Here is a 25,465-nt window from a genome sequence, read left to right on the forward strand (position 1 = left end):
CGCACACCAGCATCAACCGTCAACACCCCAACACGCACTTTTTGCAGCACCCCACCACCAAACCAAGACAAACCATTGATGCGGCAGCGTTTATTCAGCAAAAGTTTTTTGCGGCTTCACGGCTTTTTCTCTGCAAAACGTGCTGTGTGGCCAGTCCTGACTGGAAATTCGACGGCGCGTTGCGCGTTTTTTGCCTCGATAAGCCGCCCCAATCACCTCTCAAGGTGTCTTTCCTGACTTCACATACAACAACACCGCCATCAGGCGGTGTTGTTGTATGTGCTTATATATATTGCTGCATCAGCCCAACTGACGGCGGGCATTGTGGAACATCTTGAGCCAGGGGCTGTGATGTGGCCATTCTGCCGGATGCCAGGAGAAGTTCTCGCGGCGCAGGGTGCGCTCCGGGTGCGGCATGATGATGGTAAAGCGGCCATCTTCTGTGGTCACACCGGCAATACCCGCTGGTGCGCCATTAGGGTTGAACGGGTAGCGCTCGGTCACCTGCCCTTGGCTGTCAATATAGCGCATGGCGGTGAGGCTCATGGCACGGTCTCCATCCTGACGGAACCAGGCACGACCTTCACCGTGCGACACGATCACCGGCAACTGGCTACCCTGCATGTCGCGGAAGAACAAGGACGGGCTCGGCGGCAATTCCACCATGACCAGTCGCCCTTCGAACTGCTCCGAAGCATTGCGCACGAACTTGGGCCAGGCTTGCGCGCCGGGGATCAGTTCGTTCAGGTTGCTCATCATCTGGCAGCCATTGCAGACACCCAGTGCAAAGCTGTCTGGCCGCGCAAAGAAGGCAGCAAACTCGTCACGCGCACGCGCATTGAACAGGATGGACTTGGCCCAGCCCTCCCCTGCGCCCAGCACATCGCCATAAGAGAAGCCACCGCAGGCGACCACGCCGGCAAAATCTTGCAAGGTGACGCGGCCACTGATGATGTCGCTCATGTGGACATCCACCGCGAGGAAGCCTGCCGCATCAAAAGCGGCGCCCATCTCGACATGACCATTGACCCCCTGCTCACGCAGGATGGCCATGCGTGGACGCGCACCACTCAGTACCACTGGTGCTTCGGGCTGCGGGTCGAAACTGAGCTTGGCGAACAGGCCTTGATCGGCAGCATCACTGATACGTGCCCGCTCTTGATCCGCGCCTTGCGGGTTGTCACGCAGGCGTTGCAAGTGCCAGGACGTTTCCGACCAGGCCAGTTGCAGATCGGTACGCGCCTCATCCAGCAACACTCCCTGGCTGCCCCGCACTAGCAAGCGGTCGCTGCGATTGACCGCACCGATTTCCAACAGGCATTCCGCCAGCCCATGCTGCTGGCAAACGGCTTGTACTGCGGCCAGGTCCGTGCGGCAAACTTGCAGCACCGCACCCAGCTCTTCATTGAACAGCATGGACAAGGCGGCAGCATCGCCCGCCACCGGCAATTGCAGGGCCACGCCAAGACGGCTGGCAAACTGCATTTCAACCACCGCCGCCAGCAAACCACCATCCGAGCGATCATGATAAGCCAGCAACAGCCCAGCCGCGTTCAACGCCTGTACTGCATCAAAGAAACCGCGCAACAGCTCCGGGTTATCCAGATCAGGCGCACAGTTGCCAGTCTGCTGATACACCTGTGCGAGCGCCGAGCCGCCCAGACGTTGCTTGCCTTGCCCGAGATCCAGCAACAACAGCAGGCTGTCTTCGTCCTTCAGCTCCGGGGTCAGGGTGCGGGCCACATCCGGGGTTGGGGCAAAGGCGGAGATGATCAGCGACAGCGGGGAGGTCACTGTCTTGGTTTTGCCGTCTTGTTGCCAGACGGTTTTCATCGACAAGGAATCCTTGCCCACCGGGATGCTGATACCCAGCGCCGGGCACAGCTCCAGCCCGACGGCCTTCACGGTATCAAACAGCTTGGCGTCCTCGCCGGGATGTCCCGCCGCAGCCATCCAGTTGGCCGAGAGCTTGATGTCGGACAACTTGCCGATCCGGGCTGCAGCAATATTGGTAATCGCCTCGCCAATCGCCATGCGGCCAGAAGCCGGAGCGTCGATCAACGCCAGCGGGGTACGTTCGCCCATCGCCATCGCCTCACCCGCATCACTCTGGAAGCCCATCAGGGTGACGGCCACATCGGCTACTGGAATCTGCCAGCGCCCGACCATCTGATCGCGCACGGTGAGGCCACCCACCGAGCGGTCGCCAATGGTGATCAGGAAGTGCTTGTCCGCCACGGCAGGCAGGCGCAGCACACGGTACACCGCCTCACGCAGGCTGACACCTTGCAGCTGCAAGTCCGGCAGCGGGTTCTGGACACGACGGACATCACGCGTCATCTTGGGTGGCTTGCCCAGCAGCACGTCCATGCTCATGTCGACGGCCGGGGTACCCAGCAGGCTGTCCTCCACCCGCAGTTGCTTTTCTACGGTGGCAGTCCCGATCACCGCCATTGGGCACCGCTCTCGCGCTGCCATCGCCTGCAATTGCGGCAGGTCTTGCGGACGGATGGCCAGCACATAGCGCTCTTGCGACTCATTGCACCAGATTTCCTTGGGCGACATGGCTGCTTCTTCGATCTGGATGTCGCGCAGCTGGAACACCGCACCGCGCTCTGAGCCATGCGCCAGCTCCGGCAAGGCGTTCGACAGGCCACCGGCACCGACGTCGTGAATGCTCAGGATCGGGTTGGCGTCGCCCAGCTGCCAGCAACGGTCGATGACTTCCTGTGCCCGCCGCTGCATCTCCGGATTGCCACGCTGCACTGAGTCGAAGTCCAGGTCAGCGGTATTGGCGCCGGTGTCCATGGACGAAGCAGCCCCCCCACCCAGGCCGATCAACATGCCGGGACCACCCAGCTGGATCAGCAGCGCACCATCCACGACTTCTTGCTTGAACACATGGCGGGCGTCGATATTACCCAAGCCACCGGCGATCATGATCGGCTTGTGGTAGCCGCGCATCTCACCCGCAACCGTATGCTCGTAGGTCCGGAAATAACCGGCCAGATTGGGGCGGCCAAATTCATTGTTGAAAGCAGCGGCACCGATCGGGCCGTCCAACATGATTTGCAGCGGAGTGACAATGCGCTCCGGCTTGCCATACTGCCCCTCCACCGCATCCGCGCCCGCATAGGTTTCCCAAGGCTGGCGCGCCTCCGGCAGATTCAGGTTGGACACGGTAAAGCCGCACAGACCCGCCTTGGGGCGGGAGCCGGTGCCGGTGGCACCTTCATCGCGAATTTCACCGCCGGAACCGGTAGCCGCACCGGGGAAGGGCGAAATGGCGGTCGGGTGGTTGTGGGTTTCCACCTTCATCAGGATATGGGTATCGGCCTCGTGGTAGCCGTAGGCGTGCCCCTCACCCTGCGGGTGGAAACGGGCGGTACGTGCGCCTTCGATCACCGAAGAGTTGTCCGAGTAGGCCACCACCGTTCCTTGCGGGTGGGTCTTGTGGGTATGGCGGATCATGCCGAACAGAGAATGCGGCTGCGGCTCACCATCGACAATGAAATCGGCGTTGAAAATCTTGTGGCGGCAGTGCTCGGAGTTCGCCTGCGCGAACATCATCAGTTCCACGTCAGTCGGATTGCGCTGGATACGCTGGAAGTTTTCCAGCAGGTAATCCACCTCATCCTCAGACAGGGCCAGACCCATGTCACGGTTGGCCCCTTGCAAGGCCTCACGCCCGCCTTGCAGCACATCCACCGTTTGCAGGTCACGGGGAGATTGGTGCTGAAACAGCTGGGCCGCATCAGCCAGATCACGCAACACCACTTCAGTCATGCGGTCATGGATATGTGCGCTAACCTGTGCCAGCACCTGCGGATCCGTGCTGTCCACATAATAGGCAATGCCCCGCTCGATGCGCTGCACATTCTCCAGTCCACAGTGGTGCGCAATGTCGGTGGCCTTGGATGACCACGGAGAAATGGTACCGATACGTGGCACCACCAGCAGCAGGCTTCCGGACTGCGCCACGTGCGGCTTGAATTCGTCATAGGTCAGCAGACGGGTCAACACTGCCTGCTCCGCACTGCTCAGCGGCTGCACATGTTCGACCAGATGCACCCAGCAGCTACGCACAGCAGGCACGCTGGACAGGTTGCGGACCAGGGTAGCGTTGAGTTTTTGCAGACGAAATTCAGACAGCGCTTGCGCGCCAAACAGCGGCGTGATCAGAGACATGCGGGCACCAGGCAAGATGAGCGGAGCCGACCGGGGGGACGGCAATCATGTCAGGCCCTTACCGCAATAAAACCGCGATGGCACGGTTAGGAGCGGGGGTACCGTGACGGGCGCGATGATACCGCAAAAGCCCTTGTTTTTCGAGACAAATCGTCGCGCTTGCGCTACGCCGCGGCACAGCGCGCTACAATGGCACGTTTGGTCAGGAGCGGACGGGTGCCAGCACAATACGACTGGTTGGGATGGTGGCTGGTGGGACTGCTCGGAGGCACCCACTGCATCGGCATGTGCGGCGGACTGGTCGCAGCATTCAGCATGGGCCTGCCTGCGCGTCGGCGGATGCTGTACTGGGGGCTGTTGAACACCGGGCGCTTGCTCAGCTATATGCTGGCAGGTGTGCTGGCCGGACTGCTGGGGGCCACCCTGCATGGCTATGGGCGGCTGCTCCCCCTGCAATGGCTACTCTATATGCTGTCCCAACTCTTGCTGGTGTTCCTGGGCCTGCATCTGAGCGGACTCCCTACCCTCATTCCCCGGCTGGAAAAGTGGGGGTCGCTGCTCTGGCGACATCTACAACCCCGCTTCCGCGCATTGCTGCCCTTGCGCACACCCGGTCAGGCTTTACTGGCAGGGCTGTTCTGGGGGTGGCTGCCCTGTGGGCTGGTGTATACCGCATTAAGCAGCGCCCTCCTCTCCGGCACCCCTGTATTGGGGGCGGCACAAATGCTGGCGTTTGGACTGGGAACCCTGCCCACCCTGCTGGTGATGGGCAAGCTCGCACCTTGGCTGCAACGTCCAATGCTGCGACGCCTCTCCGGCCTGCTGGTCATGGTGCTGGGTGGATGGGGAATTTGGAATGGTTTACATTTGCTCCCCTCCGTAAAGGCTGCGCTTTTGCTATAGTCGGGTAGGGAGCCGCTCTACACCCCTGTCCAACTGCCTTCCACTGAAGGACCCCATGCTTGACAAACTGAAAGCGTTGACCCGGCAGTTAAACCCAGTGCAACGTGCGCTGGAGGCAACCCAAGGCTTACCCAGCCTGACGCCGGTCGCTGCCATGGAATTCATTGCAGGATGGTTGCCGCAGCAGCAGAACCTGCTGGAACAACCCACTCGCATGCAGGAAGCCTTGTGGGGCTTGGATCCGCTCTGCCGTGAACGACTAGCGGCGGCCGCCAGCGAGCTGATGCGCGGCCAGCTGACCCGCCTGCGCCTGCAGCTCTACGCCAATGCCGCTCAGCCCTATGTGCAAGCGCTTTACCGCGCTTATCTGCCCTGCGTCCAGCAGTACAAACTGTCACTGGTACAGAAACCCCATGAGCAGTTTCCGCCGCATGCCGGCTTTCTGTTCTGGGGAACGCGACGCCTGGTGATGGAGTTCATCACCACACGGCAGGCCCAGCAGACACAGTGGCGGGAGCTGTACGCTGCCATTCCGGCCATTCTGGGCGAGAAGTTACCCGCCAGTGCCTTACCGGCAGCGCGGCTGGCGCTGGCCCAGTTCTGTCTGGTCAGCAGTGGTCTGGCGGCCGAGCTGGAGGTGCGTCAAGTAGACATTGTCGACCGGCTGGTCGGCATGTTGGCGCCATTTGTCAGTTTCAGCCAGCAGCCGCGCAGCGGCATCCAGTACTGGCTGGACATTCATCAGCCGCACCCGCCCGCCCTGGTGGACCTAGGTAAATTGCCGCCGCCTTCCAATGGCCTGATCTACATCCAGTTCGAGCGTGTACTGGACGAGCTGCTGTCACTGGAAACCCTGATCGCCCAGCAAGCCCAACTCCCCACCAAGCTGAATTTTGACGGCAATCTACACCGCACAGAAGTGCTAGTGACCTTGCGGCAATTGCGTGACAAATGGATGGGCAAGGTGGCTACCCGTCGGCATGAGCGCAAGCTGATGGACAAGTTTGTGTTTCTGGCACTGGACCTGCCCGCCATCCGACGTAAGGTGGCAGGGTTTGAACAAGCGGGAACCCGCACCATTAACCTCGGCATCGAACGGGCGCGGATGGAGGACATCAGCCAGAGCGGTATTGGTCTGCGTGTACCCGCCGAGGCCTGGGCCAAGGTGGGGCTGGCGGTGGGCATCCAGGTTGAAGGCAATCCGCGCTGGGTGGTCGGTGTCGTGCGACGCTTGGTCAACACCCAGACTGCCAGCGAGCTGCACATGGGTGTGGAAATCCTGTCACTGACCCCACAGTCTATCCGGCTGGTGGAGGAAGCGCGTCTGACGGTATGGGAGCAAACCAATGCCGGTGGCGCACTGGATAATGTGTTCGGGGTGTGGATCCCGCCTTCCGTACACAGCCATGAGCAAGCCATGCTGTTGCTGGAGAAGCCGGAAGTGGTCATCGGCAAGTCATACGGCATGTACTATCATGGCCACAAAGGCATGGTACGTATCAAGGATCAGGTGGAGGTAGGCGACAACTTCTACCGATACACTGTCGATGTGGTCGAGGCCTTGTCCGCCAGCGTTGAAAAAGCGCAGGAACTGGACTTCTGACGCCTTACCCCCATAAAAAACCGCCCACCGGGCAATCCGGCGGGCGGTTTTTATTTGTCTGGATGCGGTTTACTCGAAGAAGGCCTTGACCTTGTCCATCCAGGACTGGGCACGCGGGTTATGCTTGGCGGCATCCTCGCCCTCATTACCCTCAAACTCCCGTAACAGCTCCTTCTGCCGCTCGGTGAGGTTAACCGGGGTTTCTACCACCACATGGCACATCAGATCGCCATAGCTGCTGCCACGAACATCCTTGATCCCCTTCCCGCGCAGGCGGTACACCTTGCCGGTCTGGGTTTCCGGGGAGATCTTGATCTTCGCCTTGCCATCCAGCGTCGGAATCTCCAGCTCGCCACCCAGTGCCGCGGTGGCGAAGCTGATGGGCATCTCGCAGTGCAGGTCATTGCCGTCACGCTGGAACATGCTGTGCGGGATCAAGTCGATCACCACATACAGGTCACCGCGCGGGCCGCCGCCTTGCCCGGGCTCGCCTTCGCCTGACAGGCGGATACGGTTGCCGTCATCCACCCCGGCAGGGACCTTTACCGACAGGGTTTTCTGTTGCTTGATCCAGCCCGCACCATGGCAAGGCTTGCAGGGGTCAGAAATCACCTTGCCGCTGCCGTGGCAGGTCGGGCAGGTTTGTTGCAGGGAGAAAAAGCCCTGCTGCATGCGCACTTGGCCATGACCATTGCAGGTATGGCAGGTCTTGGCCTGGGTGCCCGGTTTGGCGCCACTGCCATGACACACCTCGCACTGCTCCATGCTGGGGATGCGAATCTGCTTCTCGCAGCCACGCGCCGCTTCTTCCAGCGTAATCTTCAGGTTATATCTCAGGTCGGCACCACGGCTCACACCACTGCGGCCACGGCCGCCACCGAAAATCTCACCAAAGATGTCGCCAAAGGCATCGGCAAAGCCGCCCATGCCCGCACCGCCGCCCATGCCAGCTTGCGGGTCGACCCCAGCGTGGCCGTACTGGTCATAAGCGGCCCGCTTCTGCTCGTCTGACAAAATCTCGTAGGCTTCCTTGGCCTCTTTGAATTTGTCTTCCGCATCTTTGCTGTCCGGATTTCGGTCCGGGTGAAATTTCATCGCCAGCTTGCGGTAGGCTTTTTTGATCTCGTCGTCGCTGGCATCGCGGTTGACGCCCAGCACTTCATAAAAATCACGTTTGGACATGTCTGTTTTTCACCTGCTCGTCAAACTGCAGCCTGTGGCCGCTGGCCCATGCTGCGCAAGAAGCCGAAATGCGCCCGCAGCGCTGCCCGTACCGACGGGAAGCACAAGTACGGCACGGAAAATTCTTCACACGTCTTCTGCACAATCCGGCGCAGGGCCGGATAGTGGATATGACTGATCTTGTGGAATAAATGGTGCTCAACCTGGAAATTTAAACCACCCATGTAAAAGGTGGCCAGCCAGCTGCGTGGCGCAAAGTCTGCTGTGGTCCGCACTTGCAACTCCGCCCACTCGGCAGGCAATTTGCCACTCTGCGGGTCGGGTAACGGAAAGTGTGCGCCCTGCACAGTGTGTGCCAGCTGGAACACCAGCGACAGCGTCAAACCAAACAGCAAATGCACCCCAACAAAGCACAGCAGTACCTGCCACACCGGGTGAAACAGCATCGGGATCACCAGCGCGTAGCCAAAATAAAACAGCTTGGCAGCCAGAAACCAGGGCAGCTCCCACGCGGCGCGTGGTTGCATCTGCGTGTTGCCGATGCGGTTGGTGATGATCTTGTGAAAATCGCTGAACGCCAGCAGGTACAGCGACAGCATGCTGTACAGTACCGGCGCATACCAGTGCTGCAGCCGATGCCATGGCCGCCAGGGCTGGCTGGGCGACAGCCGCATCAAAGACCCGATGGCAATGTCGTCGTCCTTGCCGTCGATATTGGTATAGGTATGGTGCAGCAGATTGTGCTTTTGTTTCCACAAGGTCTGACTGCTGCCGAGCAGATCCATAGCGCTTCCCGCCAGGAAATTGACCCAGCGCTTGCGCGAATAGCTGCCATGCGCGCCATCATGCATTACATTGAAGGCCACCAGCACGAAGCCCTGCACCAGCAGGAATGCGGCCAGCAGCGCCGACCACCAGTGCTCCACCCACCAGACCAGGCTGACATAGCTGCCCAGCATCAAGCCCACCGAGACCAGCGTTTTCAGGTACAGCCGCCAGTTGCCAGTTTGACGCAGGCCGGCCTCCTGAAAGTACTGCTCGGTACGCTGCTTGAGGGTTTCAAAAAAGGCGCCTCGTGGTGGAAACACGATGCGGGAGGGTTGTGCTGAACTCATGGTACCTTTCCGTCACCTACTGCGGGTGACATGGCGAGGCCGCGTTGCCTCTATGGGGTGCCTCCACCCCGGCAACACGGCCTCAGACAGCCATCGGGCTGACATGACTAAACCGGCCATCGCCGGTTTAGCCCTTACTTCTTGTCTTTGACTTCTTCGTACTCGGCATCCACCACGTCACCTTCCACTGGCTTTTCGCCACCGGCAGGGGCTTCGCCACCTTCAGCCTGACCATACATCAGCTCACCCAGTTTCTGGCTGACTTGCATCAGGGTTTCCACCTTGGCGTCGATCGCGGCCTTGTCATCCGACTTCAGCACCTCTTCCACGCCCTTGACGGCTTCCTCGATCTTGGCCTTCTCTTCGGCATCAATCTTGTCGCCGTGCTCAGACAGCGATTTCTTCACCTGATGCACCAGACCATCGGCCTGGTTGCGCGACTGTACCAGCTCGATCAGCTTGCGGTCTTCGTCGGCATTGGCTTCGGCGTCGCGCACCATTTGTTCGATCTCGGACTCGGAGAGACCCGAATTCGCCTTGATGGTGATCTTGTTTTCCTTGCCGGTAGCCTTGTCACGGGCCGACACGTGCAGAATGCCGTTGGCGTCGATATCGAAGCTCACCTCGATCTGCGGCACGCCGCGCGCTGCAGGCGGGATGCCTTCCAGATTGAACTGGCCCAGGCTCTTGTTGGCCGACGCCTTCTCGCGTTCGCCTTGCAGCACGTGGATGGTCACCGCGCCCTGGTTGTCATCCGCGGTCGAGAACACATTGCTGGCCTTGGTCGGGATGGTGGTATTCTTCTGGATCAGCTTGGTCATCACGCCACCCAGCGTCTCGATACCCAGCGACAGCGGGGTCACGTCCAGCAGCAGCACGTCCTTCACGTCACCTTGCAGCACGCCACCCTGAATCGCAGCACCCACCGCCACGGCTTCATCCGGGTTCACGTCACGGCGCGGTTCCTTGCCGAAGAACTCCTTCACCTTGTCCTGCACCTTGGGCATGCGGGTCTGGCCGCCGACCAGGATCACGTCCTCAATGTCGCTGACCTTGACGCCTGCATCCTTGATCGCCACCCGGCACGGCTCGATGGTGCGCTCGATCAGGTCTTCCACCAGCGACTCGAACTTGGCGCGGGTAATCTTCAGCGCCATGTGCTTCGGGCCGGTCGCGTCCATGGTGATGTACGGCAGGTTGATTTCGGTCTGCTGGCTGGAGGAGAGCTCGATCTTGGCCTTTTCAGCGGCTTCCTTCAGGCGTTGCAGTGCCATCACATCGTTCTTCAGGTCGATGCCTTGCTCGCGCTTGAACTCGGACACCAGATAGTCGATCAGGCGCTGGTCGAAGTCTTCACCACCGAGGAAGGTATCGCCGTTGGTGGACAGCACTTCAAACTGGTGCTCGCCATCGACTTCGGCAATCTCGATGATGGAGATGTCGAAGGTACCGCCACCCAGGTCAAACACGGCAACCTTGCGATCGCCTTCCTTCTTGTCCATACCAAAGGCCAGTGCGGCTGCAGTCGGCTCATTGATGATGCGCTTCACATCCAGACCGGCGATACGGCCGGCATCCTTGGTGGCCTGGCGCTGGCTGTCGTTGAAGTAAGCCGGTACCGTAATCACGGCCTCGGTCACTTCTTCACCCAGATAGTCTTCAGCCGTTTTCTTCATCTTGCGCAGCACTTCGGCGGAGACTTGCGGCGGTGCCATCTTCTTGTCGCGGGCCGATACCCAGGCATCACCGTTGTCGGCCTTGACGATGGCGTAAGGCATCAGGTCGATGTCCTTCTGCACTTCTTTTTCTTCAAAGCGGCGGCCAATCAGGCGCTTCACTGCAAACAGCGTGTTCTTCGGGTTGGTCACCGCCTGGCGCTTGGCCGGGGCGCCCACCAGAATTTCATCGTCGGTGTAACCGATGATGGACGGGGTGGTGCGTGCACCTTCGGCGTTCTCGATCACTTTAGGCGCGCCGTTTTCCATTACCGCCACGCAGGAGTTGGTGGTACCGAGGTCAATACCGATAATCTTGCCCATGTCTTGATCCTTTTGTCGCTTCAGGCCATTCGGGCCTGCTTCAATTGTCTTGTACTGTAAATGGGGTGCTGTGTCGGGCTTTCAAGCCCCTGACAGCAGCAGGGTCATCAGGCATCCATTGCCTTGGATACCACCACCAGCGCCGGGCGCAACACGCGCTCCGCCAGGGTGTAACCCTTTTGCATCACATCCACCACCGTATTCGGTTCCTTGTCGGCCACCGGAATCGCCGTCATCGCCTGATGCTTGTGCGGGTCCAGCTTTTCGCCGAGCGGATTGATCTCGCGTACCGCAAACTTCTCAAAAGCGCTGCCCAGTTGCTTCAGGGTCAGCTCTACCCCGGCCTGAATGCTCTCGATACTGCTGGTGTCCTTCATCGCCATCTCCAGCGAATCCTTTACCGCCAGCAATTCCCCAGCAAACTTCTCGACTGCAAACTTGCGGGCCTTGTCGACTTCCTCTGCGGCACGGCGGCGGGCATTTTCGCCTTCCGCACGGGCATACAGCACATCCTGCTTGGCCTGTTCGAGGTCCGCCAAGGCGCGAGCCAGTTGTTCGTCCAGTGTAGGGGTAGCCGCACCGTCACCGGTTTCGATGGGTTCTTGCGGCTGATCGTTGTGTACGTCCTGCGACATGCTTGCCTCCTGAATAACCTTGCTGCCAAGGTGGCGATGCCACCCCGGTTTTCAAGAGGGCAGGACAGGATTTTTTACGGGTTCATGACGTGAGCTGCGGCATCACAGCCGCAAACTGCTTGCGATATTGCGCCGGGCTGGTCAGCACCACACGCCGAAAATGACGCCGCAGCGACTCCTCCGAGCCAAAGCCCGCCTGCTCTGCCACCTCGGCCAGCTCCAGCTGGCTGCTCTCCAGCAGATGCTGCGCCAGGGCCACCCGCTCGCGGGTCAACCAGTCCAGCGGTGACATGCCGCTGACTTGTAGAAACTGACGCTGCAAGGTGCGTGCACTCATCGCGGCGTGCGCGGCCATGCTGTCCACGCTATGGGGTTCATGCAAGTGCTGCCGCAGCCAGACCATCAAGGCCTGCAAGCGCCCCGGCCCTTCCTCCGGCACCGGTCTCGGTACAAACTGGGCCTGGCCGCCATCGCGAAACGGCGGCACCACCAGCCGCTGCGCCACCTGATTGGCAATCTTGCCGCCATAATCCTTGCGCACCAGATAGAGCAGCATGTCCAGCCCGGCTGCGGACCCGGCAGAGGTCACCACCTGACCTTCGTCGATGTACAAGGCATCGGCATCCACTTCCAGCTCGGGGTAGCGGGCGGCCAGCCGCTCTGCATAGCGCCAGTGGGTGGTGACGCGACGGCCGGCCAACACACCCGCGGCGGCCAGCACAAACACGCCAGAACAGATGGTGCAAAATGCCACGCCCTGATCCCAAGCATAACGTATTGCATCCAGCAGGGCTTGGGGCGGACGCTCGTCCGCATCACGCCAGCCGGGGATCACCACCAGGTCGGTTTCCGCCAGGCGGGACAACTGATAGGGCGCGTCCATGCTCATGCCACCCGACACCTGCAAGGGGCCGGGCTCCGCCGCCACGCGGTCAAAGTGGTACCACGGCACGCCCAGCTCGGGCCGGTGCAGGTCGAACAGCTCCACCACGCAGCCATATTCAAACGCGCACAGCCGGTCATAGACCAGTGCGGTCACTTGCCGGGGTCGGAGGGTAGATTCCATGTTGTCGTTTTTTGACCGTATATTGTCTTATGCGACAGTTTCGCACCCTTTACCGGCTCGGCACAATGCCACTCATCGCATTCACCCCACGACAAGGAGTACCGCATGAGCCGTTCATATGTCAGCGAAGTCGCCGCAGCCCCATCTGCCCAGGCACTGGAGCGCTTTGCGTCCAGCTTTGAGTTCGAAACCGACTGCTGGGATGTCCATGATGCGTTTGATCGTGGCGTTGTAGATTTTGTCCTGCTGGATGTTCGCAGCCATGAGAAGTATGCTGAAGGACACATCCCCGGTGCGATCAGCCTGCCACATGGCAAGCTGGTCCCGAGCAAACTGGCCGGATGGCCGGAGGACACCCTGTTTGTGACCTACTGTGCAGGCCCGCACTGCAACGGCGCAGCACGCGGTGCGGTGCGTCTGGCCAAGCTGGGCCGCCCGGTGAAAGTCATGCCCGGTGGCATTACCGGCTGGCTGGATGAGGGTTTCACGCTGAAAACCGGCATGGAACCTTGAACCTCGAAAGGGAGCCTGACCATGCTTGAACTCCGCCCCAGCTGCGAGCATTGCAACACCGCGCTGCCACCCGATAGTGAGCAGGCCATGATCTGCACCTTTGAGTGCACCTTCTGCACCCATTGTGTCGAGATGGTACTGCACAATGTGTGTCCGAATTGCGGCGGCGGCTTCGTGCCCCGCCCCATCCGGCCCCGCCATAACTGGAAGAATGGCAACGACCTGACCCATTATCCGGCCAGTGACAAGGTCGTTCACCGGCCGGTGGATCCCGAAGCGCATGCCCGCTTGCGGGAAGCGGTGGGTGATAAGCCACCCGCCAGACGCTGACGCTAGCCCTGCAGCGGGGGGCTGAAGCGCAGGGCTCCGGCAATGCGGTTCCAGGCATTGATGTTGGCTATGGCAACGGTCAGGAATACGCATTCCTGATCGTTGAAATGGCTGGCCAATTCTTCTCGCATGCGCTCGCTGACCCCGTGAGTGGGGTCCAGCGTCAGGGCTTCGGTATAGGCCAGCGCAGCCTGCTCGCGGGGGGAGAACACCCCTGCTTCCCGCCATACCGCCACCAGTCCGAGCTGGGACTCTGGCAGCCCGATTTTGCGTGCAATGTTCAAATGTGTCTGGGTGCAGAAAGCGCACCCGTTGATTTGGGATGCACGCAACTTCATCAGTTCGGTCAACGATTTCTCCAACCCGGATTCATCAATCGCCTTGCCCATGGCCAGCAAAGCTGTGTTGACAGCGGGAGCCATTGCGGCAAAAGATTTCCACTCCATCTGCATGCTCATTCCTGACCTCAGTAACATGATAGTATGTCAACTCTAACATATTATTAGAACTCAAACACCATGCCAAAACGATCGGCTCTACCCATGGTGGGGGAAGGCAAGCGCGGTGTCGACGGCCATATCGGTTATCTGCTGCGCCAGGCAGCCGCCGCCCAGCGGCTGCGCATGGAACGCGCCTTGCAAGATTTGGCGATTACCCCGCCGCAGTTCACGGTGCTGACTTTGCTGCAAGCCTACCCGGCGCTGTCCAATGCCGATCTGGCGCGGCTGTCACAACTGTCCCCGCCCACGGTCTGCGTGATCGTGGGCAATCTGCTCAAGCGCGATTTGCTGATACGGCAGGCCCACACCCAGCATGGGCGCATCTTGCAATTGCAGCTCAGCGAATCCGGTCAGCAGGTCCTGCAGCAGTGCAAGATCAGGGTGGCTCACCTCGAAGCCGCTCTGGTTCAAGGACTAACGGAAAACGAGGATGCCGCGATTCGCCGTTGGTTGGTGCACGTTGCGCAGGCCCTGGATGATGGTATGCCCCACCTTGCCGATGATGACTCCGCATGACATGATTTGTCATTGTCATACAAAGCCAATACCATGCCTCGCTTTTCCCACCCCCTAATCTGGCTCATGCTGCTGAGCAGCCTGCTGGCCACCACCGCCCGTGCGGCGGATGACACGCCGGACTGGACAGCACGCTGCCAGCCGTCGAGCGGCCTGCAAGGTATCCGCTTTCACTCCTTGTCCGGCGATCTGGCCGAAGATGACATGACCATCACCCTGCTCTACCCGGATGGACAGCAGCGTCAACTCGCGCTACCGCCGGGGCAATATCATGCACGAGGAACGCTGGAGAATGTCCGTTCGCTGTGTGAAGGCGTGGCCGCCTTCGCGGTCGGGCCACACCGTGTATTGATGCTGCTGTCACGCGATGACCGGCCGGGCCTCGACCAACTGGAAGCCCTGCTGGTGGACACCCGTCAGGCACGGGTATTGGCACGGCGTTCACGTTTGGGCGCGCTGAAGCCGAACGAAGACAGCTTTGTGCTACTCAAGCAAAGCAGTCAACGCTACTGGGTGCGACTGGTGCGCCATATCCTGCCCGGCGCCTGCGACTGCGTAGCGGGCGATATTGAAGACTGGTTCCAGCTGCGGGTCAGCGGTTCGCGTCTGCAGGCGGGCTGGGTGAGCGCGGCGCGACCGTAAGCTGGTCACGCACCTGCCAGACCGCCGCCGCTTTGGGCTGCCACAAGGGCTGAGGAAGTGAACCCTCTGCAGCCACCCACTCGGTCGGCACCCGATCGCAGCCGATGAAATGCAGGTGCAACTGTTCGTCTGCGCCAATCCGGCAACGCAGGAAGCCTTTGTAATCCGCTATCGCCATCGGTGAAAAGCCGTTGTTGCGCAAGCCCAGGTAACGCGACATCACCGCCAGCCACAGGCCACAGCCCAATCCACCCAGCAGCATGGCCGTCAGCAGCCACAGCAGCAGGCTGGGTATAAGCGGCAACTGCCACCCGGCATGCAGTTCCAGCCATTGCAGGTAAAGCAGCGGCTGCAACAGCCACAGCCCCATGCCGAGTGAAACGATCCCGAGCCAGCGCCGCCAGCCCTGCAGCTCATCCGTCAGTACCCAAGTCAGCACCAGCGGCGTCAGCTGCCAGACTCCAGCCAGCGGTGACTGCCACAGCGTTGGCAGCCACACACCAATGATGCCCCACCCGGTGGCCGAAGCCTGGGCAGGCAGCACCAGATGGTTGAACAGGCTGGCCACGCCGGTCAGCGTTGCCAGCAGCAGCAGGAAGGCCGCATTGCCCTGCAACAAGCTACGCCAGCCTACCGCACCTGCCGAGACAGGAGGACACAGGAAGGAGAGCAGATTTCCCCAGGCCAGCTTGCGGCTGGTTGCCAAATCGGGGTAGCCGCACCTGGCGGTAAAGGTGTCCGGGCTGTCGGGCTGGGCACTGGCCAGCGTACCCAACCGCACCCGTGGCCGCAGGTCAGGCGTCATCGCCTGATCATCATCACTGGCGTCCCGGCAGAGCGGGCTTTCCTCTACGCGACCATGCGTCGGGTGCAGGAAGGCACCACCACTGCCACAGGTAATGAGGTGGTCTGCCTGATCACCCTCCCCATTCGAGCGACGGTAGTAGTGGTGGCTGTCTCCCGCCAGCCGGATACGGATGGCCGCCCGCTTTTCTTGCTCCAGCCAGGCTTCCAGCCGCTGATAGCGTTTGGGATAGCCTTCTGCCGCATGGTCGCCCAAGGGGCGGGTCCAGTAGGGCTCCGGGTAGAGCAGGATCAGTTGCGCGGCTTCCGGCAAATCGTCCAGCGCCGCCTGAATCGCCTGAAACTGCTTGCGGTCAATATCGCCTTTGAGGGCAAAGTCCAGCCCGATCAACCACCACTTTGCTGAGAGGTGCGCCACAAAATAGCCTCGCTCCTGTGGCGTCTCGCTGGCGTGCAGCGGGCTGCTCTGATGGTCGACAAAATAGCGGTAAAAGGTGGAGGCGTTATCAAACCAGTCGTGATTCTGTGGAATGGCCAGCACCGTTCGCTCCGCCATCACCGCCGGGCGAGCGGCCTCCCACATCTCGGTAAAGCGAAACTGGTACTCTTCCGGACTGGCCCCCGGGTAGGCCAGATCACCACCAAATACCAGCACCTGCCCAGCAGGCAATGTCTTGCCATCCGCCAATTGCAAAGCTGGGCGCTGTACCGCCTCAGCCACTGCGTAGGTGGCCGAACCCCCGTCGCCCAGATCAGACACAAAATCCCAGTGCAGGCCGTCAGGTCCAGCCCGCTCACGCAGGTCCGCCACCTTGATGGGACCTTGGTGCACCTCACGCCGGTCGTAGGTTCGCAATTGCTCATCACTGGACAGCAACTCGCGTACCGTGCGCCACAACACGCCAGGGTTATACCAGGCCACCGGCAAGCGCTGGTGTGGTGGAATCTGGCGTCCAAAACGGGCGTGCGGCATGACCGGCTCCTGCAGGGAGAATGACCAGCCAGCATAGCACAGGCCAAGGTTTACCCTGCCCCGTCACAAAGGTCATACGGCATCAGGGGCTGCACGGCGAGGTGAATACTGTTGCCGCTGCAGCTCAAGCCAGTCACTGACTTCGCTCCATAGTCCGGCATGACGGGTGCGGAAAAAATCAAAGTGTCCCAGCCGGCCACCACCGGGCAGCGCCCGTAATCGCCGAAGCTCGGACATGCAACCTCGGTAACGTGCAATCAGTTTGCGGGTGGTCACCAGCGGCGCAAAATCGTGGTCGTCCGGCATCGACAAGGCCAGTAGTGGCACCTGCAACTGCGCATACGCCGCGACATTCAGCCCGGGATCGTCAAACAGATACTCCGGGAGCAGACACCATTGACGCCATTGCCGGGCGACACCGCGTGGCAAGCGCTGCCCAACCCCCGCCCAAGCGGGTACATCCTTGAACAGCGCCAGAATCAGCGGCAACCAGACCCACCAGCTGAACAGCACGCGCGGCCACTGCCATAAAGGGTAATCGCGCCAGTAGCAGGTGCCAGACGCCACCAGCAACAGGCCGTCGCACAGGGGCAGGCTGGGTGCCAGACCCGCGAGGTTGCCACCGGCGCTGTGGCCCAACAGATAGAGCGGTACATCCTGGGCTTCACCACGGGCATGCTGCAGAATGGCATGCAGGTCATGCTGACCCCAGTCCTGCATGCGAACGCGAGAGAACGCTTCCGCGGATAAGCGGGAGTCGCCCACACCCCGCGGGTCCCACAGCAACACCCGCCAGCCCTGTTGCCGCTGGGCTTCTGCAAAGGCCCGGTAAAACTGGCGACGCACCCCCGTGGCGGACGCAATCACCAGCACCCCCAGCGATGCTTGCTCAGGGTGCATCCATTCAATGGCCAGACTGCAGCCGTCTTCGGTCGTCAGGTATGCCATGCCCATCTCCTGTCCAAGGGTCGAACAGGCATGGTAGGGTATGGACTTTACACTACAGTCAAGCACCATGCGCATCAAGGAACTGGAACAGCGCAGCGGCATGAGCCGTGACACCGTCCGCTTCTATGAAAAGCAAGGCCTGATCAGCCCACCCAAGCGGCTGACCAACGGCTATCGTGATTACGACGCGCACACCTTGACCGAGCTGCACTTCATCCGTACCGCCCGCAGTGTAGGTTTCACGCTGGAGGACATCCGCCCGGCCATCCCCAAACTGCGGCAACCGCCCGAACAATGCGCGGACTTGCTGGCCGCCTTGCAACGTCGACACCAGTTGATCCGCGAACAGATGGCGCAGCAGCAACAGCAATTACAGCGGCTGGAGCAGCTGATACTGCGCTTTGGGGGCGCCGCCCCCTGAGCCGTAGCCGTATCAAGACAGCGTGCCGCGTACGATCCGCATCGCCTGCTGCAAGAGACCCCGACTGGCCGGCGCGCCAATGCATAGGCGCAGGCCGTTGACCGGCAGTTGCCGACTGGCAGCAAACGCACTGGCGGCGGTCAGCGCGACCCCGGCCTGACGCAGCCGACTGGCCTCCCGCTCGGCATCCCGCGCCAGTGGTAGCGTCAGCCAGCCGTGAGGGCTGCCCTCGGGCAGCCACAGCTGCTGCCCCTGTGAGTCTCCCCAAATGGCCTGCACCAAGCGCCGCCGCTGCGCCAGCTCGTCCTGCTGCCAACGCAAGCGCCGCACCGCCGTGCCATCCTCCAGCCACAGGCACGCCAGCCTCGCCATCAGCGGTGTAACCTGCCAGCTGGTATGGTGGAACATGTCGCGCAGCTCTGCTTCGGTCAAGGTGGGCTCCAGCAAGTAACCCAAGCGCAGCCCCGGCGCAATGGTCTTGGACAGCCCGCCAACGTGGCAGACCTGCTGCGGCCGCAGGCTGACCAATGCGGGCGGTGGTTCGGCCAGCAAGTGGCCGTAGGCATCTTCTTCGATCACCCGCGCGGCGGGGTAACGGGCCAGTACGTCGACCAGCGCGCGGCGCCGCTCCAGGGGCATGGTGATAGTGGTCGGGTTATGCAGGGTGGGCATCAACACCGCCAGGTGACCAATGCCTTGCCGCAAGGCCTGCTCCAGCGCATCGGGCCGGACTCCGGCACGGTCCATGCCCAGCGGATGCAGGTGCAAGCCCAGCTGGCGTGCGATTGCCATCATGCCCGGGTAGGTCAGTGCTTCCACCAGTACGGTGTCCCCGCGCTGACTATGCCGCATCAAGGCGGCTGCCAGCGCATGTTGCGCGCCACCGCACAGCAGTACCTGCTGCGCTTCAGCCTCAATCCCGCGCCATGCCAGCCAGCGCACCAGGGCTTGTTGATTGCGCTGCCAGTCCAGCGCCGTGGGGTAGCGCAGGCAGGCAGCCAGCCCGTCTTGTTGCATCAGGCGATGCAGGCTGTCGCTCAGATCATGATCTGGATTGGGGTAGGCCGGGCCATTGACCGTCAGGTCGATCACGCTGTCCGCATCTTGCGGTACGAACAGGCCGATGCCGGGCTGCGGCCCCAGCACATAGGTCCCCCGCCCGGTTTCCCCGCCAATCCAGCGGCGATCCGCGGCCTCTCGCCAGGCGCGGGTGACGGTGCTCAGATTCAAGCCCAGCAGTTCGGCCAGCCGCCGCTGCGGTGGCAGGCGCGCCCCCGCAGGCAGGCGGCCACTCTGGATGGCGTCTTGCAAGGCCATCAGCAGCGCCTGGTGACGCGGCCCCGAATACACACTCAGGTCAGGAATCCACATTGTCATGCATACAATTTACCAGAGTACACCATACATAATAGCCCAAGCCAACCACAAGGAGCACCCCATGCGATACCCTACCCTGAGCGAGCTGGAACAAGCCAGCCAGCTGATCCGCCCCTGGATTCCGCCCACCCCGCAGTATGCCTGGCCTTTGCTCGCCAAACGGACGGGCTGCACCCTGTGGCTGAAGCATGAAAACCATACCCCGACCGGCAGTTTCAAGGTACGCGGCGGGCTGACCTATCTGAACCGTCTGCTGGCCAAAGGCGAAGTCCGCGGGCTGGTCACCGCCACCCGCGGCAACCATGGCCAGTCGATTGCCTTCGCCGCCCGTCAAAGCGGCATCCCGGTCACCATCGTGGTGCCGGAAGGCAATAGTGTGGAAAAAAATGCAGCCATGCGGGCGCTGGGGGCCGAGCTGTGCGAAGTGCCCGGCGACTTTCAGAGCGCCCGCGAGCACGCCGCTCACCTGGCGGAAAGCCGGGGCTGGCACCCGATCCCTGCCGTGCATGAAGATCTGGTACTGGGCGTCGCCACCTACAGCCTGGAATGGTTGCGCGCCGTACCGCAGCTGGAAGTGGTCTATCTGCCGATCGGCATGGGCTCCGGCATCTGCGGCATGCTGGCGGCGAAGGCCGCCTTGCAGCATCCGGTGGAAGTGGTGGGGGTGGTGTCGCAGCATGCACCCGCTTATGCGCGCGCCTTTGTCAGCGGCCAGGCAGAGAGCGCGCCCGTGACCACCCAGCTGGCAGACGGCATGGCCTGCCGCAGCACAGCGGAGGAGTCGCTCGCCTGGATTCGCGAGGGCGTCAGCCGGATTGTCCAGGTCAGTGACCAGGAGATTGCCGACGCCATGCGTGCACTGTACCTGGACACCCATCAGGTGGCCGAAGGCGCAGCGGCAGCCGGACTGGCCGCTATCCTGCAGCAGCAGTCGTCATTGCAGGGGCGACAGGTCGGCACGGTCATCAGTGGCGGCAATGTGGACCATGACATGTACGCCAGGGTGTTACTGCAGCAGCCGTGGTGCTGATTTGCTTATTCCGTATCAAGGCCCGCTTGCGACCCGCGTCGTAAGCTGGGCTTTTACGGAGGCTGATCCGCCATGACCCTGCATACCACCGAGACCTATCTGTTTGACGCCCGCGGTGTCGCCAAACGCTTCCGCCACGCGGCCATTTTTGGCGCGCTGGAGTCCTTGCACCGGGGGGAAACCATGCGTTTCGTCAACGACCATGACCCCTTGCCGCTGTTACAGCAAATCACCCAGCGCTATGGGCAGCAGGTGCAATACGCCTATGTGGAGCGCGGCCCGGAGCAAGTGGTGATCGACTTTGCGGTGGTACCGGAACAGGCACCTGCCAGTGGCAGCGGGTGCGGGGGTGGCGGTCAAGGCTGCGGGTGCAGCGGCAGCTGAGCGAGCAGGCCGGGGCCACCCGGCCCCGTCACCGCACCTTGCCTGCAGTGCAGCTTGCCAAGTCGCTTTATACCTCGCGCATCACCCCGAGCGCGGCCCCACGCATCACATTGATGGCACCGCTACGGGTGGAGGCGCGGGCAAAGCCACCCGCATAGGCCTGATCCATCTGGAAAATGCCCAAAATCAGTTGCGACTCCGTGCGCGGGAAGCGCTGCCCCTCGACCAGACGGGTAAACGGCAGGCTGGCAGGCGCGTAAAAATCCTGTACCACGAACACGTCTGCACTCGCCAGACCGGCATCCACTTCAGCCGTCCATTCCGCATCGTTCACCGCGGCGCCCACCGTGACCCGATCACCTCCCAGGCCAGTGGCAGGCTTGATCACCAGCTCGGCACGCCGCGCCAGTACCGCTGCACGCTCGGCGGCCTGCAGAATGCGGGTGAACGGAATGGCTCGCCGTACGGCGGCTACCGCTTCGTCACCCAGCACCCCGTCCTGCACCCCTTGCCACAGCAAGGCAAAGATCGCCTTGCTCGACCACAGCATCTGCGCCGGTGAGCAGAACACCTGCCCTACCCGGCGATGGTAGCGGAGGTAGCGCTCCACTTGCTGCATGGAGGTGAAATCCAGGGCATTGAACACCTCGATCAGACCATAGCGATCCTCTTCGGCAAAGGCCTCCCAGTCGCTCATGCGGACCAGCTCCGCCTCAATGTCCTGACTTTGCAACAAATGCTGCAGGGACTGCAGGAAATTCAGGTCATCATCAAACCAGGCATCACAGTCACACACCACCAGACGATGGCCCGGATGGCGTTTTGCCCACTCGGCCACACGCCGGACATAGAAGCCGGAAGTGTCGGTCCATGCCGGTGAGACGTTGGGGACACCATCGTAAACTTGCTGAATACTGCGCTGATTGATACCGGCAATGGCCAGCCCGATGTTGACTTCCACCGCCTTCATCGGCCCATCTGCACCAGGAATCACATCCCAGCGCTTGGGGTAGAAAAACGGGTCGCCCACCTCGGCCAAGGCCGCCAGAAAAGGCAATTTTTCTTCGGCAATGCCGCAGTAGCGATAAAACGCCTCGGGGGTGGGGAATAGCAGGCGAGACAACAGCACCGCACTGTCCAGGCAACGCTGCAAGTCTTGACTCAATTGCTTCAATGCCGCGCGCGATACCTGAACCGGCTCCGCCAACATGTGCCAGTCTGCAGTCGCACGAAACCCGGAATCCAGCCCGGCTTGCAGAATATGGGCGTCCAGTGCATCGGCTTGACGGGCATCCAGCTGCGAATAGAGATCGGGGACGAACATCATCACTCCTTGTCTTCACAAGAACAGACTATGACGTATCGTTGAGAGACCAGTCGTGCCACGCCAAGCAGGGCGTGGGCTTGTTATGGGTACGGTATCCGGGATTCAACCCCGAAGCACACGGGCCTGCTGGTTCAGGCCATGCGGTTAGCGCAGAGCGTGCCGGGAAATGGCCGGTGCGTCAATCACCCGGCCACCTGAACTGGACAGTCGGTCAGCCCAGCCAGTGCACCCAGCGCGGGTCTTCGCAAGGTGACGTGGACTGGCACTGGCCACAACCCTTGCTGCATGAGGCTTTGGGCGGCGGCTGCAGTTGCAGCTTGCCGCGCTGCAGCCATGGCTCCAGCAGCGGTAGCAGCCGATCAACGGTCAAGCCATGCAAGGCGGCGAGCTGGGTAAGCGGCAAGGCGTGATGGGTCTGCAGGCTCTGGCGGATGGCGGCAAGCAACATCATTCTGCTACCTCAAGCGCGTTGCAGCTGCTGGCGCTGCGGCTGGACAAATCCGATCAGGGTCAGCAGCAGCAGGCATCCGGCTACCGCCCAGAGTGGAATGACGCCAATCACTGCCGCGCTACATTGATACAGCCAGGCCAGCAACCAGGCCACACTCAAGGTCCAGACAGCAGACACCAGCATCCAGCGGGTGCCCACTTCGCTGCGCAGGGCCGACAGGGCGGCGACACATGGGGTATACAGCAGCACCAGCAGCAAGTAGGCAAACGCGGTTTGCGCATTGCCAAAACGTTGCTGCAGCATCTGGATGGCGCCACCGGCTTCATCGGCTTGGGCCTGGCTATCGGAAATGGCCTTACCCAGCCCGATCGGGTCCAGCAAGCTGTGCGCCAGATCGTTCAGGTTGGCCGGAATGGTGGCCAAGGCGTTGCGCAGGTCACCGGTGACCGTGGCTTCCCCGCCCTCACTGTCCTGCTTGCCGGACAGGCGGCTGTAGCTGGCCACCAGCGTACCGGCGACGGCCTCTTTGGCCAGTACACCGGTCAACAATCCTACTGTTGCGGGCCAGTTATCCTGCCGGATGCCCAGCGGGCTCAGCAGCGGCGTCGCGAGACGCGAGGTCGCGGCCAGCAGGGAGTCATCCGGTGCCTCTGGTCGCAGCCGACCTTGGGTGTCGATACTGGACAGCAGGTTGACCACCAGCACCATCGGTACGATCAGCTTGCCCGCACCAAATACAAAACCGGAGAGCCGGGTCAAACTCTGTCGCAGCACATTGCGCGCATTGGGCCAATGCCAGCGCGGCAGCTCCATGATGGACGGCGCACCCTGCTGCGGCAGCAGCGGGCGCAGCAGCAGGCCGGTTGCCAGTGCCACCGCCAGCCCGGCCAGGTACAGGCTCATCACCAGCATGCCCCCCTGCTGCGGGAAAAAAGCCGTGGCAAACAGCATGTAGACTGGCAGACGTGCGCCGCAGGACATGAAGGGGATCATCATGCTGGCGAGGATGCGGCTGGCGCGGCTGTCCAGCGTGCGGGTGGCGGTAATGGCGGGCACGTTGCAACCGAAACCCACCATCATCGGCACAAATGCCCGTCCCGGCAGGCCCAGCGCCCGCATCAGGCGGTCGATCACAAACGCTGCGCGCGCCAGATAGCCACAGTCTTCCAGCACTCCCATGGCCAGATACAGGCAAGCGAGGGTCGGGATGAAGCCGGCAACGGTTCGCACCCCTTCGCCCAGCCCCCCCGCCAGCATCAACACCAGCCAGTCCGGGGTGTGCATGCTGTGCAACAACTGTCCGACACCGGTGACAAACAGAGCACCGGCAATCCCATCAAACGCGTCCACCAGCGCGCCACCAAAGCGCACCGAGAAGCTGAACATCAGGTACATCACCAACATGAATACCGGCACACCCAGCCAGCGGTTCAGCACCCAGCGGTCCAGTCCACGCTCGGGCAGCACCGCGCCTTGTCGCCGCAGGACCCCTTCGGTTACTTGCGCAATGCGGGTGTAGCGGGCATCGGCCACGGCAATGTCCGGGTCATCACCATAATCGGCGGCCAGTTGCTGACGTGCCGCCGTCACCTCGGCCTGCAGTGCGTGTGCCGCTTCTCGCCCTTCCAGCAAACTCAGGGCATCAAAACGGCTCATGCCCTGTGCGAGCAAACCGGATAGGGCCGCCTCCACCATGGGGGCATAGGGCAGCGCCGGAGGTGCAGGCGGCCAGCTTTGCTGCAACTGTTGCCGCAAGACTGCCACCCCTTCGGCGCGGTGCGCCATCACCGGGATCACCGGCACCCCGAGGCGTGCAGACAAGCTGGGGGCATCAATCTGGATGCCGTCTTGCGCAGCCAGATCACTCATGCCCAGCAGCACGATCAGTGGCAGCCCCATTTCGATCAGCTGCAGCGTCAGGTACAGCTGGCGGTCCAGCTGGCGTGCGTCCAGCAGGTTGAGCACCAGCGCGGGCGCCGTTTCTCCCAGATAACGACGCACCAGTGCCTCGTCCTCGGCCCCACCTTCGCTCAGGTTGTACAGCCCCGGCAAATCCACCAACTCATGGCTCACACCACCCAGGGTGAGGCGGCCGGTCTTGCGTTCCACCGTCACCCCCGGCCAGTTGCCTACCGTTTGCTGGCTGCCGGTCAGCTGATTGAACAGGCTGGTCTTGCCGCAGTTCGGGTTGCCAATCAGGGCGATTTCCAGCATCCGCATTACACCTCTCCCAAACGTTCAACCGACAGCACAGCGGCCTCATGCGCCCGCAGCGCCAGATGCGTGTGGCGGATGCGGATCTCGATCGGGTCCCCCAGCGGCGCCCGCCGCAGTACTTCCAGCTCTGCACCGGGCAGCAGGCCCAAGGACAACAGCCGCCGCCGCAAGGGCGAACTGGCAATGCGATAAGCCAGCACCTTGGCCCGGCTGCCCACTGGCAAGGAATCGAGGGTATCGGACGTCACGGGGAAACCTTTATGAGCATGATATTGAGAATGATTCGATATATGCCCCTTAT

Annotated in this window: 24 protein-coding genes; 10 read left to right on the top strand and 14 right to left on the bottom strand. The window is 61.7% G+C overall.

Annotated features, from left to right (window positions below):
- On the top strand, positions 1-338 hold a 338-nt coding region (locus tag HF682_RS17710), incomplete at its 5' end, for a hypothetical protein (RefSeq protein WP_205882079.1).
- On the opposite strand, the gene purL is transcribed toward HF682_RS17710, so the two are convergent.
- Entirely contained in the window at positions 301-4,188 is a 3,888-nt protein-coding gene (gene purL / locus HF682_RS12645; protein WP_168877683.1) for a phosphoribosylformylglycinamidine synthase, read from the bottom strand. The genes HF682_RS17710 and purL overlap by 38 nt on opposite strands.
- Positions 4,189-4,404: 216 nt before the next feature.
- On the opposite strand from purL, the gene HF682_RS12650 reads away from it, so the two are divergent.
- Together HF682_RS12650 and HF682_RS12655 are read left to right on the top strand one after the other, a co-directional pair.
- On the top strand, positions 4,405-5,091 hold the full coding sequence (locus tag HF682_RS12650) for a sulfite exporter TauE/SafE family protein (RefSeq protein ID WP_308418738.1): 687 nt from the start codon (positions 4,405-4,407) through the stop codon (positions 5,089-5,091).
- A gap of 55 nt (positions 5,092-5,146) precedes the next feature.
- On the top strand, positions 5,147-6,694 hold the full coding sequence (locus HF682_RS12655) for a PilZ domain-containing protein (protein WP_168877685.1): 1,548 nt from the start codon (positions 5,147-5,149) through the stop codon (positions 6,692-6,694).
- Between the two features lie 69 nt (positions 6,695-6,763).
- On the opposite strand, the gene dnaJ is transcribed toward HF682_RS12655, so the two are convergent.
- From dnaJ to ftrA, 5 genes are all read right to left on the bottom strand, one after another.
- Positions 6,764-7,876, bottom strand: a complete 1,113-nt coding sequence (dnaJ, locus tag HF682_RS12660; RefSeq protein WP_168877686.1) for a molecular chaperone DnaJ — start codon at positions 7,874-7,876, stop codon at positions 6,764-6,766.
- A gap of 20 nt (positions 7,877-7,896) precedes the next feature.
- On the bottom strand, positions 7,897-8,991 hold the full coding sequence (locus HF682_RS12665; RefSeq protein WP_168877687.1) for a fatty acid desaturase family protein: 1,095 nt from the start codon (positions 8,989-8,991) through the stop codon (positions 7,897-7,899).
- A gap of 134 nt (positions 8,992-9,125) precedes the next feature.
- Positions 9,126-11,030, bottom strand: coding sequence for a molecular chaperone DnaK (gene dnaK, locus HF682_RS12670; RefSeq protein ID WP_168877688.1), 1,905 nt, complete (start codon positions 11,028-11,030; stop codon positions 9,126-9,128).
- Positions 11,031-11,137: 107 nt separating this feature from the next.
- Positions 11,138-11,665 carry a nucleotide exchange factor GrpE gene (gene grpE, locus HF682_RS12675; RefSeq protein WP_168877689.1) on the bottom strand — a complete coding sequence of 176 codons (528 nt, stop codon included), beginning with the start codon at positions 11,663-11,665 and terminating at the stop codon, positions 11,138-11,140.
- A gap of 82 nt (positions 11,666-11,747) precedes the next feature.
- Positions 11,748-12,731 (bottom strand): transcriptional regulator FtrA, encoded by a 984-nt coding sequence (gene ftrA / locus HF682_RS12680; RefSeq protein WP_168877690.1) that lies wholly within the window; start codon positions 12,729-12,731, stop codon positions 11,748-11,750.
- A 105-nt stretch (positions 12,732-12,836) separates the two neighbouring features.
- On the opposite strand from ftrA, the gene HF682_RS12685 reads away from it, so the two are divergent.
- Positions 12,837-13,244 carry a rhodanese-like domain-containing protein gene (locus HF682_RS12685; protein WP_168877691.1) on the top strand — a complete coding sequence of 136 codons (408 nt, stop codon included), beginning with the start codon at positions 12,837-12,839 and terminating at the stop codon, positions 13,242-13,244.
- 21 nt (positions 13,245-13,265) lie between these two features.
- Entirely contained in the window at positions 13,266-13,574 is a 309-nt protein-coding gene (locus HF682_RS12690; RefSeq protein WP_168877692.1) for a DUF1272 domain-containing protein, read from the top strand.
- A gap of 2 nt (positions 13,575-13,576) precedes the next feature.
- Here the strand turns inward: HF682_RS12690 and HF682_RS12695 are convergent, their stop codons facing one another.
- Positions 13,577-14,020: a carboxymuconolactone decarboxylase family protein gene (locus HF682_RS12695; protein ID WP_205882080.1), complete on the bottom strand. Its 444-nt coding sequence runs from the start codon at positions 14,018-14,020 to the stop codon at positions 13,577-13,579.
- Between the two features lie 72 nt (positions 14,021-14,092).
- Between HF682_RS12695 and HF682_RS12700 the strand changes: the two genes are divergently transcribed.
- Positions 14,093-14,590 carry a MarR family winged helix-turn-helix transcriptional regulator gene (locus HF682_RS12700; RefSeq protein ID WP_168877694.1) on the top strand — a complete coding sequence of 166 codons (498 nt, stop codon included), beginning with the start codon at positions 14,093-14,095 and terminating at the stop codon, positions 14,588-14,590.
- Positions 14,591-14,656: 66 nt separating this feature from the next.
- Positions 14,657-15,232, top strand: coding sequence for a hypothetical protein (locus HF682_RS12705; RefSeq protein ID WP_168877695.1), 576 nt, complete (start codon positions 14,657-14,659; stop codon positions 15,230-15,232).
- On the opposite strand, the gene HF682_RS12710 is transcribed toward HF682_RS12705, so the two are convergent.
- Together HF682_RS12710 and HF682_RS12715 are read right to left on the bottom strand one after the other, a co-directional pair.
- Positions 15,183-17,009, bottom strand: a complete 1,827-nt coding sequence (locus HF682_RS12710) for a metallophosphoesterase (RefSeq protein WP_168877696.1) — start codon at positions 17,007-17,009, stop codon at positions 15,183-15,185. The genes HF682_RS12705 and HF682_RS12710 overlap by 50 nt on opposite strands.
- 72 nt (positions 17,010-17,081) lie before the next feature.
- Positions 17,082-17,957, bottom strand: a complete 876-nt coding sequence (locus HF682_RS12715; RefSeq protein WP_168877697.1) for an alpha/beta hydrolase family protein — start codon at positions 17,955-17,957, stop codon at positions 17,082-17,084.
- Positions 17,958-18,024: 67 nt separating this feature from the next.
- Between HF682_RS12715 and HF682_RS12720 the strand changes: the two genes are divergently transcribed.
- Entirely contained in the window at positions 18,025-18,378 is a 354-nt protein-coding gene (locus HF682_RS12720; RefSeq protein ID WP_168877698.1) for a MerR family transcriptional regulator, read from the top strand.
- 12 nt (positions 18,379-18,390) lie between these two features.
- Here HF682_RS12720 and HF682_RS12725 read toward each other — a convergent pair whose 3' ends face one another.
- A complete protein-coding gene (locus HF682_RS12725) occupies positions 18,391-19,755 on the bottom strand; it encodes an aminotransferase-like domain-containing protein (RefSeq protein WP_168877699.1) in 1,365 nt (454 codons plus the stop codon).
- A 61-nt stretch (positions 19,756-19,816) separates the two neighbouring features.
- Between HF682_RS12725 and HF682_RS12730 the strand changes: the two genes are divergently transcribed.
- Together HF682_RS12730 and HF682_RS12735 are read left to right on the top strand one after the other, a co-directional pair.
- Complete coding sequence (locus HF682_RS12730) at positions 19,817-20,785, top strand: threonine dehydratase (RefSeq protein ID WP_168877700.1); 969 nt, start codon at positions 19,817-19,819, stop codon at positions 20,783-20,785.
- A 72-nt stretch (positions 20,786-20,857) separates the two neighbouring features.
- On the top strand, positions 20,858-21,169 hold the full coding sequence (locus HF682_RS12735) for a DUF2249 domain-containing protein (RefSeq protein WP_168877701.1): 312 nt from the start codon (positions 20,858-20,860) through the stop codon (positions 21,167-21,169).
- 67 nt (positions 21,170-21,236) lie between these two features.
- On the opposite strand, the gene HF682_RS12740 is transcribed toward HF682_RS12735, so the two are convergent.
- From HF682_RS12740 to HF682_RS12755, 4 genes are all read right to left on the bottom strand, one after another.
- Positions 21,237-22,496, bottom strand: a complete 1,260-nt coding sequence (locus tag HF682_RS12740) for a glutathionylspermidine synthase family protein (RefSeq protein WP_168877702.1) — start codon at positions 22,494-22,496, stop codon at positions 21,237-21,239.
- 211 nt (positions 22,497-22,707) lie between these two features.
- On the bottom strand, positions 22,708-22,947 hold the full coding sequence (locus tag HF682_RS12745; protein ID WP_168877703.1) for a FeoC-like transcriptional regulator: 240 nt from the start codon (positions 22,945-22,947) through the stop codon (positions 22,708-22,710).
- Positions 22,948-22,956: 9 nt separating this feature from the next.
- Complete coding sequence (gene feoB, locus HF682_RS12750) at positions 22,957-25,167, bottom strand: ferrous iron transport protein B (protein WP_168877704.1); 2,211 nt, start codon at positions 25,165-25,167, stop codon at positions 22,957-22,959.
- Complete coding sequence (locus tag HF682_RS12755; protein WP_205882081.1) at positions 25,167-25,412, bottom strand: FeoA family protein; 246 nt, start codon at positions 25,410-25,412, stop codon at positions 25,167-25,169. The genes feoB and HF682_RS12755 overlap by 1 nt, the downstream gene beginning before the upstream one ends.
- Positions 25,413-25,465 lie beyond the last annotated feature (53 nt).

Origin of the sequence: Leeia aquatica (assembly GCF_012641365.1) — a bacterium.
Taxonomy (GTDB): Bacteria; Pseudomonadota; Gammaproteobacteria; order Burkholderiales; family Leeiaceae; genus Leeia; species Leeia aquatica.